Here is a 12839-nt window from a genome sequence, read left to right on the forward strand (position 1 = left end):
ATCCGTGCGAACCATTGCAACACAAGCCCGACGCCCATGAACCTAGCAGTTATCCCCATACAACCAAGGCGTGTCCATCAAACGCGCACCGGCCAGGCGCAAGCCGAGATCACGCCCCCAACGCAATGGCCCCGTGGCATGAAAAATACGACCATTGCGCATGGCACGTGCTTGCACACGCGCGTTGCGTTGCCAACGGGCCTGCGCGTAGGCGGCCAAACGTTGGGGCACTTGGGTTGAGGTGCATTGGGTCAATTGCGCCCCGAGCTCGGCAGCGTCTTCGATGGCCATGCCCGCCCCTTGGGCCAAATACGGCAGCATGGGGTGCGCAGCATCGCCCAACAAAGCCATGCGACCTTGGGCTTGCTGAAATGCACCTTGCATGGGCGGGCGGGCACACAGCGGCCACAAGTGCCAAGCTCCCAAGCCATGACACGCATCGATCAACGCACGCAAAGGGGTGCATGCATCGCGCAAGGCGGTGTGTAAATCTTGTTGTGTTTGTGCAGCCGTTTTGTGAGCGGTCCAAGATTTGATCGCTTCAGCATCCACGCCATCCGCGTGCGCCTCGACCAAATACACCACATTCAAAAAGTCGCCACCCCGAACGGGATACACCACGACATGCGCCAGCGCCCCCATCCAGACTGTGGCATCTTGCGTGCGCAAATGCTGCGGCAACTGAGCTTGAGGCACCAAGGCACGGTAGGCCAGATGCCCACTGTAGGTGGGTGGACCGTCTTGCAACAGCTGTTGGCGCAAGGGGCTCCAAACCCCATCGGCCACCACCAAGGCTTGGCCTGAATAGCGTGGGTGCATTGCCCCGCACTGCGCATGAACAGTCACCCCCTCCAAGGCTTGCTCTGCTTTCAACACGGTGGTGTTTGTTTGCAAAACCACCCCCTGATTCTGGGCAGCCTGCAGCAGCAGGGCGTGCAGATCGGCTCGGTGCACGCTGACGTAAGGCGCACCGTAACGGGCCTGCATTGCCGCGCCCAAAGGTAAGGTCGACAACACCGCACCGGACGTCACGCTGCGTGCGTGTAGCGCCTCGGGAAATGCGGCCACCTCTTTCAAAGCATCCGACAGGCCCCATTCGTTCAAAATTCGCGTCACATTGGGACCTAACTGCACGCCAGCCCCCACTTCGGTAAAGGCGGGTGCACGCTCAAAGAGTTGCACGTCCCAACCCGCTTGGGCGGCAGCAAAACCCGCAGCCAAACCGCCGATACCCCCACCTGCAATTAAAAGACGTTCTGCCATGGCTGAATTGTGCCTGCCGACCGTCCCTGCTTTTATGATGCAAGCCACCGTTTAAGGAAATCTTCCATGATGAAACGCCGCACCCTCATTCAAGCCGCCGCCAGCACCAGCTTGCTGCCCCTGTTCGCACAAGCCCAAGACAAATACCCCAACCCCAGCAAAACGATCATGTGGATTTGCCCCTACGCCGCAGGCGGCAATGCCGACAGCCGCTCGCGCCAAGTGGCCAAAGCCATGGGAACGATTCTGGGTCAACCCATCATCATCGACAACAAAGCGGGCGCTGGCGGCAACATTGGCACCGAAGCCATTGCGCGTGCCAAGCCCGATGGCTACACCTTAGGCATGGGCAACTTTGCGCCCCTGGCCGTCAATCAAGCGTTGTTCAAAAAACTCAATTTCGACCCGATCAACGACCTCACCCCCATTTGCTTGATTGAACGCGGCCCACTCATCTTGATGGTGCGCAACGACTCGCCCTACAAAACCGTCAAAGACCTCGTGGCAGCCGCCAAAGCCTCACCCGGCAAACTCAGCTACGGTTCGGGTGGCATCGGTGGCTCACACCATTTGAGCGGCGCATTGTTTGAACACTCGGCTGGCATTGACATGATTCACGCCCCCTACAAAAGTGGCTCAGCCGCCGCCACCGATTTGATGGGTGGCCAAGTGCACATGATGTTTGAGCAGATGTATGCCGCCATGCCGTCCATTCAAGGCGGCCGCATGCGCGCCTTGGCCATCACCAGCAAAAAGCGCTCGCCCCTTTTGCCCAACATCCCCACCATGGCCGAGCAAGGTTTTCCAGAGGTCGAAGTGCTCAACTGGCAAGGTCTGATTGGCCCCAAGGGTATGTCTCCTGAGTTGGTCAAACAGCTCAACGCCGTGTGCAACCAAGCGCTGCAAACGGCTGAGGTGAAAGAAAAAATCTTGAGCCAAGGCAACGAAGTGGGCGGCGGCACACCCGAACAATTTGCGGCACTGATCAAAGCAGAAGCGCCCCGCTGGGCCAAGGTGGTGCGGGATGCGAAAATCGATCCTGAATGATTTTTCCAGATGCCCTGTCAGCATCACATCCCATGACCACTCTCAAAGCACCTGAACTTCTTTTGCCTGCCGGCTCGCTCGACAAAATGCGCGCCGCTTACGACTTCGGCGCTGACGCCGTGTATGCCGGCCAACCCCGCTACAGCTTGCGCGCGCGCAACAACGAGTTCCGTCTTGAGCAAATTGGCATCGGCATTGCCGAAGCCCATGCCCGCGGTAAAAAATTCTTTTTGACCAGCAACTTGCTGCCGCACAACGACAAGGTGCGCACGTATTTGCGTGACATCGAGCCCATCATCGCGATGAAGCCCGACGCCCTCATCATGGCCGACCCCGGCCTCATCATGATGGTGCGTGAGAAGTGGCCCGAGGTGGACATTCACCTCTCGGTACAAGCCAACACGGTCAACTGGGCGGCGGTGAAGTTTTGGCAAAACGTGGGCGTGAAGCGCATCATCTTGTCGCGCGAGCTTAGCTTTGACGAGATTGAAAAAATTCGCCAAGAGTGTCCCGACATGGAACTTGAAGTATTCGTGCACGGCGCGTTGTGCATTGCCTACTCAGGCCGTTGTTTGTTGTCGGGCTACTTCAACCGCCGCGACCCCAACCAAGGCACTTGTACCAACGCCTGCCGCTGGAGCTATGGCACACAAGCCAGCGCCACCGACCCCAACACCGGCGAAGCCATGGCCATTCCCATGGAAGGCGACTTTGACTTTGCCAAGTCGCAACAAGAAGCCGAAGCCAGCTTCTCGTCGTGCGGCAACGGCGAGCGCCACCCTGCGGCCGACCACATTTACTTGCTCGAAGAAAAAGGCCGCCCTGGCCAACTCATGCCCATCATGGAAGACGAGCACGGCACCTACATCATGAACAGCAAAGACTTGCGCGCTGTGGAATATGTGGAGCGCCTCACCAAAATTGGCGTGGACTCACTCAAAATCGAAGGCCGCACCAAGAGCTTGTATTACGTGAGCCGCACCGCGCAGGTGTATCGCCGCGCGATTGACGATGCTGTGGCGGGCAGCCCGTTCAACCCCGAGCTGATCACCGAACTCGAAGGCTTGGCCAACCGTGGCTACACCGCGGGCCTGATGGATCGCCGCCCTGCCAACGACTACCAAAACTACGAAACCGGACACTCCATCGCCCACCGCAGCCAGTTTGTGGGTGAAGTGCGCGGCGTGAATGACGGCTGGGCTGAGATTGAAACCAAAAACAAATTCTCAGTGGGCGACACGATTGAAATCATTCACCCCAGCGGCAACCGCAAGGTGAAGCTTGAGCAAATGAAAGACAAAAACGGCGCGTCCATCGACGTGGCCGCAGGCAGTCCCACGCATGTGTGGATTCCGGTGGACGGACCGGCTGAAGGCGGCTTGTTGGCGCGCATGTTCTAAGCCACACAACGCACCAAACAAAAACCCCGCAAGGTTCGCACTTTGCGGGGTTTTGTTTGATCACCCAGCACCGAGGTGCTGGGTCAAGACGCAGACAGCTTATGCGGTCACGCCTTTGGCAGTTTCAACGTACTCGTCGATCTGGTTGAAGTTCAAGTACTTGTAGATGGCTTCGCCGTCGCTGTTCACCACACCCATGGCTTCGTGGTATTCGGCCACGGTGGGGAACTTGCCCATCTTCGAGGTGATGGCAGCCAACTCGGCAGAAGCCAAGTACACGTTGGTGTTCTTGCCCAAACGGTTGGGGAAGTTACGTGTGGAGGTAGACACCACCGTCGCGCCTTCACGCACTTGTGCTTGGTTACCCATGCACAACGAGCAGCCTGGCATTTCAGTGCGCGCACCAGCTGTGCCGAAGGCAGCGTAGTGGCCTTCTTTGATCAGCTCGCTCTCGTCCATCTTCGTTGGAGGTGCCACCCACAGCTTGACGGGAATGTCGCGCTGGCCACCGAGCAGCTTGGCAGCTGCGCGGAAGTGACCGATGTTGGTCATGCAAGAACCGATGAAGGCTTCATCGATCTTGGTGCCAGACACTTCGGACAAGAACTTGGCGTCATCAGGATCGTTCGGGCAGCACACGATGGGCTCTTTGATGTCGGCCAAATCGATGTCGATGACGTGTGCGTACTCGGCGTCTTTGTCGGCTTCAAGCAGGTTAGGCGCGGCCAACCATTGCTCCACCTTCTCGATGCGGCGAGCCAAGGTGCGTGCGTCGGCATAGCCATCGGCAATCATGTTCTTCATCAGAACCACGTTGGACTTCAGGTATTCCTGCACGGGCTCTTTGTTGAGCTTGATCGTGCAACCGGCCGCAGAACGCTCGGCAGACGCATCAGACAATTCAAACGCTTGTTCCACTTTGAGGTTGGGCAAGCCTTCGATTTCTAAGATGCGGCCAGAGAATTCGTTGATCTTGCCGGCCTTAGCCACAGTCAACAAACCTTGCTTGATCGCGTACAGCGGAATGGCGTGCACCAAGTCGCGCAAGGTCACGCCAGGTTGCATGTCGCCTTTGAAGCGCACAAGAATAGACTCAGGCATGTCCAAAGGCATCACGCCAGTCGCAGCGCCGAACGCCACCAAGCCAGAACCAGCTGGGAAACTGATACCAATGGGGAAACGTGTGTGTGAGTCGCCGCCTGTACCAACAGTGTCAGGCAACAACAAACGGTTCAACCAAGAGTGAATCACACCATCGCCTGGGCGCAATGCCACGCCGCCACGGTTGCTGATGAAGGCTGGCAATTCGCGGTGTGTCTTCACGTCCACCGACTTGGGGTAAGCGGCGGTGTGGCAGAACGATTGCATGACCATGTCAGCCGAGAAGCCCAAGCAAGCCAAGTCTTTCAACTCGTCGCGTGTCATGGGGCCTGTGGTGTCTTGTGAACCCACGGTGGTCATCTTGGGTTCGCAGTAAGTGCCAGGGCGAACGCCTTGGCCTTCTGGCAAACCAACTGCACGACCGACCATTTTTTGAGCCAGCGTGAAGCCAGCTTTGGTGCTGATAGGGGCAGTAGGCAAACGGAACACGGTCGAGGCTGGCAGGCCCAAGAACTCGCGAGCCTTGGCGGTCAAGCTGCGACCGATGATCAAGTTGATACGGCCACCGGCGCGCACTTCGTCAAACAGCACATCGCTCTTGAGCTGGAAGGTGGTGATGGTTTCGCCGTTCTTCACGATCTTGCCGTCATAGGGCAACACGTCAACCACGTCACCCATTTCGAGTTGGGTCACGTCCACTTCGATCGGCAAAGCGCCAGAGTCTTCTTGGGTGTTGAAGAAGATGGGGGCAATCTTGCCGCCCAACGTCACGCCGCCGAAACGCTTGTTAGGCACAAACGGAATGTCTTCACCAAAGCCCCAAATGATGCTGTTGGTGGCTGACTTGCGTGAAGAGCCTGTGCCGACCACGTCGCCAACGTAAGAGACCAAATGGCCTTTTTTCTTCAGCTCTTCGATCATGGCCATGGGGCCGCGCTTGCCGTCTTCTTCAGGCTTGAACGCTGCGCCTTCGCGGGTGTTTTTCAACATCGCCAAGTAGTGCAATGGGATGTCTGGACGGCTCCATGCGTCAGGCGCTGGCGACAAGTCGTCGGTGTTGGTTTCGCCAGGCACCTTGAACACGGTGATGGTGATTTTTTTCTCGACTTCAGGACGTGTGGTGAACCACTCGGCGTCGGCCCAGCTTTGCATGACTTCTTTGGCCTTGGCATTGCCAGCCTTGGCTTTTTCAGCGACGTCGTTGAAAAAGTCGAACATCAACAGAGTTTTCTTCAAGGCTTCAGCGGCCACAGCGGCCACTTCAGCGTCGTCGAGCAATTCGATCAGAGGGTGCACGTTGTAGCCACCCACCATGGTGCCCAGCAACTCGGTGGCTTTGGCTTTGGAGATCAACGCGACTTTCAACTCACCGTGAGCCACAGCGGCCAAGAAAGAAGCTTTGACTTTGGCGGCATCGTCCACGCCTGGTGGCACACGGTGCGTCAACAAGTCCATCAAAAACGCTTCTTCACCCGCAGCAGGCGCTTTGATCAACTCGATCAATTCAGCTGTTTGCTTGGCATCCAAAGGCAGCGGGGGAATACCCAGCGCTGCGCGCTCGGCTACGTGGTCACGGTAGGCTTTCAACATGGTTTTTCTCCGGTCTATCAAATCAAAAAGGAAATGGGGGGGCTTATTTTTTGGCGAAGCTGGGGCCATCCAACAAGGTCGAAGGTGGGCCAGACTTCATGCGTGTGGCCACGTCGAGCTGGTGGGCGCTTTGGCACTCATCGGCCATGCGTTGACCCAGCTTGCTGTTCATCAGCATCGATTTATGAGGCAACTGCAGCCACATGGCGCCCGCATGGGTATCTTCCAAACGCACAGCGCCCGTGGTGGTGGTGACAGGCGTCATGTGAAAGCGGTGTTGGCGCATTTGCACCCAGTAGCTACCTGGCTGGCTGGCGTCAGGCGTGACAGACACCGCGTTGCCCAACTCGCACACCATGCGACCCACGTGAACATCGTTCGTCACCGCCGCTTGCGAAACGGGCATGGCTGCGGGTTCAGCTGACGCCGTGGCGGGCATGGGCGCAGCAGGGGCAGGCTTGGCAGCGGGCACGACCGCAGCCAAAGAAGGCGCCATGGCTTGTGGCGCCGCAACAGTGGGCATGGTCGTGGCAGCGGCCGCTGATGCGGCGAGCGCGGCACGTCTTTGTGCAATTTCGTTTTGGGTGGCTAAGTTTGCCAATTCAGCAGGCGACAGCTTAGGGGCTGCTTTGGCGTTCGCTTTGGCCATTTTTTGGACATGGGCGTGTTGCTGTGTTTTGTTTTTGGCGGGCGCATCGTCAACGGCAGCCCACGCCAAGCTCGAACACAAACAACCCAATATTCCTGCATACAAATAACGCATGAACACCTCCGAATTAGTTTTCAAAAAATCGTTGGATTTCAGCGGGTAAATGACGGCCTGTGCGGTGCGCACGTTCCAACACTTGCCAAAAGAAACGGTAACTGGCGCGGTCATGCAACTGACCACGGTGGCTGATCGGCGCCCAATCAGCGTCCTGGGCCGCCAACACGATCTCGCTGGCCGCTTCGATGTCTGCCGCTTTAGGAGACATCGCCTCCAAAATTGGGCGAATTTGCGCGGGGTGAATGCTCCACATGCGGGTGTAACCCAACTCATGGGCCGCACGCTCGGCGGCGGCACGCATGGCCTGGGTGTCGTTGAACTCAGTGACCACACAATGTGAAGGCACTTTGCCATGCGCGTGACAAGCGCTGGCGATCTCGAGTTTGGCACGCAGCACCAAAGGATGGGTGAACTGTCCGGCAGAAGACATGCCGCCGGCAGGAATTGCGCCGCCATGGGCCGACACAAAATCCATCAAACCGAAACTGAGCGATTGCACGCGGTTGTGCGCAGCAATGTCAAAGGCACGGTGAACAGCTGCTGGCGATTCAATCAGCACATGCAGCGGTAGATCAGGGGCACCGGCTTGGTTCAAGGCTTGCTCGGCGCGCACAACGTCGGCGACCGATTCCACCTTAGGCACCATGATGTGCGTCAAGCGATGGGCAGCTTTGCCTGCAATGGCGGCAATGTCTGCATCAAAACTGGGGTGATCAACGGGGTGCACACGCACAGCCACACGGGCTTGGGGCGCGGCAGCCAGCGCCAACTCTGTGACCAGCGCGGCATGCTCTGCCTCGCCACCCACAGGGGCGCCGTCTTCACAATCTAAGGTGACATCGAAGACGCAGGTTCCAAACTCTTGCGTCATCTCGGCTTGCAATTGCAAGCTTTTGCGCATCCGCACGTCGACACCGCTGTAATGGTCACAGACAGGAAGCAAAGCTCCCGAAGCCTGTGCTCCCAGCAGAACGTCGCGCGGATGGCTCATCACGTTTCTCTGTTGAGAATTAGACCAAGTGGGCCACGCCAGCTTGCTCGTCGGTCAACTCTTTCAACGTCTTGTCGATGCAAGCTTGGCTGAACGCGTCGATGGCCAAGCCTTCGACGACTTTGTATTCGCCGTTTTCGCAAGTGACGGGGAAGCCGAACATGACGTCTTTAGGAATGCCGTACCAGCCTTGCGATGGGATACCCATGGTGACCCACTTGCCGTTGGTGCCCAAGGCCCAGTCGCGCATGTGGTCGATGGCAGCGTTGGCAGCCGAAGCAGCCGAAGACAGGCCACGGGCTTCGATGATGGCAGCGCCGCGCTTGCCCACGGTTGGCAAGAACACGTTGGCGTTCCACTCTTGGTCATTGATCATGTCCTTGACAGACTCGCCCTTGATGGTGGCGAAACGGTAGTCAGCGTACATGGTGGGTGAGTGGTTGCCCCAAACGGTCAATTTCTCGATGTCGGCCACGGCCTTGCCTGTTTTCGCAGCGATTTGCGAAGCAGCGCGGTTGTGGTCCAAACGCAACATGGCGGTGAAGTTGCCTGGCTTCAAGTCAGGAGCCGACTTCATGGCGATGTAAGCGTTGGTGTTAGCGGGGTTGCCGACGACCAAAACTTTCACGTCGCGTGAAGCCACAGCGTTCAAAGCTTTACCTTGTGCTGTGAAGATGGCGCCGTTGATGGCGAGCAACTCAGCGCGCTCCATGCCTGGGCCACGTGGACGTGAACCGACCAACAAAGCGTAGTCGGTGTCTTTGAATGCAGTCATGGGGTCAGCGTGCGCTTCCATGCCGGCGAGCAATGGGAATGCGCAGTCTTCCAATTCCATCATCACGCCCTTGAGGGCTTTTTGAGCGCGCTCGTCAGGGATTTCCAACAGTTGCAAGATCACGGGCTGGTCTTTACCCAGCATTTCGCCCGAGGCGATGCGGAACAACAGGGCGTAACCAATTTGACCAGCTGCGCCAGTGACGGCAACGCGAACAGGCTTCTTGCTCATGAGAAAAACTCCAAGTAGTGATTAAAAAAGAATGTCGACCAAGTTTACCCTCGAAAACCCTCGAAAGCACCTGTCTTATGTCTTATAGAAGATATGATCAGAGGTTGACAACGACCTGACGCCCCTTCCCTTTTTGACTCGACCTTGATGGCTACGCTTCCCTCCTCCCTATTTACCAACGCCACTTCGGCGCCCCTGTTGGGTGCCGACGCGTCTGGCATGGGCGGTTTGACGCCAGCTTTCAGTCCGCTTTACCAACAAATCAAAGGACTCATTCTGCAAAGTTTGCAGTCTGGCGAGTGGAAACCTGGGGAAGCCATTCCCAGCGAAATGGACTTGGCAGCCCGTTTCCGAGTCAGCCAAGGCACCGTGCGCAAAGCGATTGACGAACTTTCCGCCGAAAACTTGGTGGTGCGTCGCCAAGGCAAAGGCACGTTTGTGGCCACCCATGCTGAGCAACAGGTGCAATATCGGTTCTTGAAGCTGCAACCCGACAGTGGCAACGTGCAAAGCGAAGGCCCTGCCGAACGCACCATCATTGACTGCAAACGGCTGCGCGCCAGTGCAGAAGTAGCCCGTGCGCTGAGCTTGCGCAGTGGCGATCCTGTTTTGCAGGTGCGTCGTGTGCTCGCGTTTTCAGGCGTCCCCACGATTTTGGAAGACCTCTGGTTGCCAGGCACGCCCTTCAAAGGCCTCACCGCTGAGCGCCTGAGCGACTACCACGGCCCCATGTATGCGCTGTTTGAGACCGAATTTGGCGTGCGCATGGTGCGTGCCGACGAAACCATCCGAGCCGTCAACCCTGATGCCGAACAAGCCCAACTGCTTCACGTGCCCGTCACCGCGCCCTTGTTGAGCGTGGAACGCGTGGCCTACACCTACAACGACACCCCCATGGAGCTACGCCGCGGCCTTTACCGCACAGACACCCATCACTACCGAAACGCCCTGAGCTGACCCATGAAACCCTCATGTCAGCTTGATGCGATGAAATAGAAATAGAATGAAAAGTTGTTTTCACCCGCTGATAAACCCGAAGAAAGACCCTCACCCATGACCGAGCTTGCCAAAAAGCGGCCAGAGTTCCGCAACATCAATGCGTTCACTGACCTGCCCACCTACCGCCTTCCTGCGGCGGGAATTGTCTCGATCTTGCACCGCATCAGCGGCCTGATCATGTTCCTGTTGTTGCCATTCATCGTTTGGATGTTTGACAGCTCTGTGTCCTCCGAGATTTCGTTTGCCAAGTTCACCGCCGCCTTCAACGTGGGCTTGGGCTTTGTGCCCGGTTTCCTCGTGAAATTGGTTGCCTTGGCCATCATTTGGGCTTACCTGCACCACTTGATCGCTGGCTTGCGCCACTTGTACATGGACGCTTGCCACGCTGTGAGCAAAGAGTTCGGCAAGTCATCCGCCGTCGTCACCTTGGTGCTGAGCTTGGGCCTGACCGCCGCTCTGGGCGCCAAGCTGTTTGGCCTTTACTGATTTCTAGGAGCTAAAAGATGTCCGTCAATTACGGTTCAAAGCGCGTCGTCGTGGGCGCGCATTACGGTTTACGCGATTGGTTGGCCCAACGCGTGACCGCTGCGCTGATTGTGTTGTTCACCGTGGTGGTGCTGGCCCAAGTGCTGCTCACCAGTGGTGAGATTGGTTATGACAAGTGGGCTGGCATTTTCAGCACCCAATGGATGAAGGCACTGACCTTCTCCGTGTTCATCGCCTTGACCCTCCATGTGTGGGTCGGCGTTCGCGATATTTGGATGGACTACGTCAAGCCTGTGGCTGTGCGTTTGTTCCTGCAAGTTTTCACTATGGTTTGGCTGGTGTCGTGTCTCGGCTGGGCCATTCAGGTTCTCTGGAGGCTCTAAGTCATGACAGCAAAAAGTTCAATTCCCCGTCGTAAATTTGATGTGGTCATCGTCGGTGCCGGTGGCTCTGGCATGCGCGCCTCGTTGCAACTCGCCCGTGCGGGTCTCAACGTGGCTGTGCTCTCTAAAGTGTTCCCTACACGTTCACACACGGTCGCCGCACAGGGCGGCATTGGTGCCTCTTTGGGCAACATGAACGAAGACAACTGGCACTACCACTTCTACGACACCGTCAAAGGCTCCGACTGGCTGGGCGACCAAGACGCGATCGAATACATGTGCCGTGAAGCCCCCAAAGTCGTGTACGACTTGGAGCACATGGGCATGCCTTTCGACCGTAACCCAGACGGCACCATTTACCAACGCCCCTTCGGCGGCCACACCGCCAACTACGGCGAAAAGGCTGTGGAACGTGCTTGTGCCGCGGCTGACCGTACCGGTCACGCCATGTTGCACACTCTGTACCAACAAAACGTCGCGGCCAAAACCACGTTCTTCGTGGAATGGATGGCGCTCGACTTGATCCGCGACGACGCGGGTGATGTCGTTGGCGTGACAGCCCTCGAAATGGAAACGGGTGAGTTGTACATCTTGGAAGCCAAAACCACGATGCTCGCCACCGGTGGCGCTGGCCGCATCTTTGCAGCCTCGACCAACGCGTTCATCAACACCGGCGACGGCTTGGGCATGGCAGCACGCGCTGGCATCCCGCTCGAAGACATGGAATTCTGGCAATTCCACCCCACTGGCGTGGCCGGTGCTGGCGTGTTGTTGACCGAAGGTTGCCGTGGCGAAGGCGCTATCTTGCGTAACTGCAATGGCGAGCGCTTCATGGAGCGTTATGCCCCCGCCTACAAAGACTTGGCCCCACGCGACTACGTGTCACGTTGTATGGACCAAGAAATCAAAGAAGGTCGCGGCTGCGGTCCAAACAAGGATTACATCAACCTCGACATGACCCACTTGGGCGCTGACACCATCATGAAGCGTTTGCCTTCGGTGTTCGAAATTGGCCACAACTTTGCCAACGTCGACATCACCAAAGAGCCGATCCCCGTGATTCCCACCATCCATTACCAAATGGGCGGCATCCCGACCAACATCAACGGCCAAGTTGTGACGCAAAACGCCAACAACGAAAGCGTGGTGGTGAACGGTTTGTACGCTGTGGGCGAATGCTCTTGCGTGTCGGTGCACGGCGCCAACCGCTTGGGCACCAACTCCTTGCTCGACTTGTTGGTGTTTGGCCGCGCTGCGGGCAACCACATTGTTGAATTCAACAACAAAGTCAAAACACACAAGCCACTACCTGAAAATGCAGCGGACGTGACCTTGGCTCGCTTGGCCCGTTTGGACGCCAACACCACAGGCGAATACGCACAAGACGTGGCCAACGACATCCGCGACACCATGCAGCAACACGCCAGCGTGTTCCGCACACAGGCGTTGATGGACGAAGGCGTCAAGCAAATCGCGGCCCTGCGCGAGCGCGTGGCCAACATCGGCTTGAAAGACAACTCCAAGGTGTTCAACACCGCGCGCATCGAAGCGTTGGAAGTTGAAAACTTGATCGAAGCGGCCCAAGCCACCATCGTGTCGGCTGCCGCACGTCACGAAAGCCGTGGCGCACACACCGTGAACGATTACGGTGACACGCCTGAGCACCCCAACGGTCGTAACGACCAAGATTGGCACAAGCACACGCTGTGGCACAAAGAAGGCAACCAGCTGACTTACAAGCCCGTGCAAATGAAGCCATTGACCGTCGAGAGCGTCAAGCTCCAGACCCGTACTTTCTGATCAGGCA

Annotated in this window: 11 protein-coding genes; 6 read left to right on the forward strand and 5 right to left on the reverse strand. The window is 57.4% G+C overall.

Annotated elements, in window-relative coordinates:
- Positions 1 to 42: 42 nt before the first annotated feature.
- On the reverse strand, positions 43 to 1263 hold the full coding sequence (locus tag RMS95_RS03885) for an FAD-dependent monooxygenase (RefSeq protein ID WP_310643757.1): 1221 nt from the start codon (positions 1261 to 1263) through the stop codon (positions 43 to 45).
- Positions 1264 to 1329: 66 nt separating this feature from the next.
- Between RMS95_RS03885 and RMS95_RS03890 the strand changes: the two genes are divergently transcribed.
- Together RMS95_RS03890 and yegQ are read left to right on the forward strand one after the other, a co-directional pair.
- The gene (locus tag RMS95_RS03890; RefSeq protein WP_310643759.1) at positions 1330 to 2310 is read left to right on the forward strand and encodes a tripartite tricarboxylate transporter substrate binding protein; all 981 of its coding nucleotides are present in this window, start codon (positions 1330 to 1332) and stop codon (positions 2308 to 2310) included.
- Positions 2311 to 2342: 32 nt separating this feature from the next.
- Complete coding sequence (yegQ, locus tag RMS95_RS03895) at positions 2343 to 3710, forward strand: tRNA 5-hydroxyuridine modification protein YegQ (RefSeq protein ID WP_310643761.1); 1368 nt, start codon at positions 2343 to 2345, stop codon at positions 3708 to 3710.
- Between the two features lie 99 nt (positions 3711 to 3809).
- On the opposite strand, the gene acnB is transcribed toward yegQ, so the two are convergent.
- The 4 genes from acnB to RMS95_RS03915 are packed head-to-tail and all read right to left on the reverse strand — an operon-like array spanning position 3810 to position 9164.
- Entirely contained in the window at positions 3810 to 6401 is a 2592-nt protein-coding gene (gene acnB, locus RMS95_RS03900; RefSeq protein ID WP_310643763.1) for a bifunctional aconitate hydratase 2/2-methylisocitrate dehydratase, read from the reverse strand.
- Positions 6402 to 6444: 43 nt separating this feature from the next.
- A complete protein-coding gene (locus tag RMS95_RS03905) occupies positions 6445 to 7164 on the reverse strand; it encodes a hypothetical protein (protein ID WP_310643764.1) in 720 nt (239 codons plus the stop codon).
- Positions 7165 to 7177: 13 nt separating this feature from the next.
- A complete protein-coding gene (locus RMS95_RS03910) occupies positions 7178 to 8158 on the reverse strand; it encodes an aldolase/citrate lyase family protein (protein ID WP_310643766.1) in 981 nt (326 codons plus the stop codon).
- A 19-nt stretch (positions 8159 to 8177) separates the two neighbouring features.
- The gene (locus RMS95_RS03915; RefSeq protein WP_310643768.1) at positions 8178 to 9164 is read right to left on the reverse strand and encodes a malate dehydrogenase; all 987 of its coding nucleotides are present in this window, start codon (positions 9162 to 9164) and stop codon (positions 8178 to 8180) included.
- Positions 9165 to 9383: 219 nt separating this feature from the next.
- Between RMS95_RS03915 and RMS95_RS03920 the strand changes: the two genes are divergently transcribed.
- The 4 genes from RMS95_RS03920 to sdhA all read left to right on the forward strand — a co-directional run bounded on the left by RMS95_RS03920 (position 9384) and on the right by sdhA (position 12832).
- Positions 9384 to 10121: a GntR family transcriptional regulator gene (locus tag RMS95_RS03920; protein ID WP_310643895.1), complete on the forward strand. Its 738-nt coding sequence runs from the start codon at positions 9384 to 9386 to the stop codon at positions 10119 to 10121.
- Between the two features lie 96 nt (positions 10122 to 10217).
- Positions 10218 to 10649, forward strand: a complete 432-nt coding sequence (gene sdhC, locus RMS95_RS03925) for a succinate dehydrogenase, cytochrome b556 subunit (RefSeq protein ID WP_310643770.1) — start codon at positions 10218 to 10220, stop codon at positions 10647 to 10649.
- Positions 10650 to 10666: 17 nt separating this feature from the next.
- The gene (sdhD, locus tag RMS95_RS03930; RefSeq protein ID WP_310643772.1) at positions 10667 to 11032 is read left to right on the forward strand and encodes a succinate dehydrogenase, hydrophobic membrane anchor protein; all 366 of its coding nucleotides are present in this window, start codon (positions 10667 to 10669) and stop codon (positions 11030 to 11032) included.
- Positions 11033 to 11035: 3 nt separating this feature from the next.
- Positions 11036 to 12832 carry a succinate dehydrogenase flavoprotein subunit gene (gene sdhA / locus RMS95_RS03935; protein WP_310643774.1) on the forward strand — a complete coding sequence of 599 codons (1797 nt, stop codon included), beginning with the start codon at positions 11036 to 11038 and terminating at the stop codon, positions 12830 to 12832.
- Positions 12833 to 12839: the final 7 nt, after the last annotated feature.

This window comes from Limnohabitans sp., assembly GCF_031539175.1.
Classification (GTDB): domain Bacteria; phylum Pseudomonadota; class Gammaproteobacteria; order Burkholderiales; family Burkholderiaceae_C; genus Limnohabitans.

Coding starts and splice junctions, on each gene's coding strand:
- RMS95_RS03885 (WP_310643757.1), bottom strand. CDS start 1,263: ATGGCAGAACGTCTTTTAATTGCAGGTGGGGGTATCGGCGGTTTGGCT.
- RMS95_RS03890 (WP_310643759.1), top strand. CDS start 1,330: ATGATGAAACGCCGCACCCTCATTCAAGCCGCCGCCAGCACCAGCTTG.
- yegQ (WP_310643761.1), top strand. CDS start 2,343: ATGACCACTCTCAAAGCACCTGAACTTCTTTTGCCTGCCGGCTCGCTC.
- acnB (WP_310643763.1), bottom strand. CDS start 6,401: ATGTTGAAAGCCTACCGTGACCACGTAGCCGAGCGCGCAGCGCTGGGT.
- RMS95_RS03905 (WP_310643764.1), bottom strand. CDS start 7,164: ATGCGTTATTTGTATGCAGGAATATTGGGTTGTTTGTGTTCGAGCTTG.
- RMS95_RS03910 (WP_310643766.1), bottom strand. CDS start 8,158: ATGAGCCATCCGCGCGACGTTCTGCTGGGAGCACAGGCTTCGGGAGCT.
- RMS95_RS03915 (WP_310643768.1), bottom strand. CDS start 9,164: ATGAGCAAGAAGCCTGTTCGCGTTGCCGTCACTGGCGCAGCTGGTCAA.
- RMS95_RS03920 (WP_310643895.1), top strand. CDS start 9,384: ATGGGCGGTTTGACGCCAGCTTTCAGTCCGCTTTACCAACAAATCAAA.
- sdhC (WP_310643770.1), top strand. CDS start 10,218: ATGACCGAGCTTGCCAAAAAGCGGCCAGAGTTCCGCAACATCAATGCG.
- sdhD (WP_310643772.1), top strand. CDS start 10,667: ATGTCCGTCAATTACGGTTCAAAGCGCGTCGTCGTGGGCGCGCATTAC.
- sdhA (WP_310643774.1), top strand. CDS start 11,036: ATGACAGCAAAAAGTTCAATTCCCCGTCGTAAATTTGATGTGGTCATC.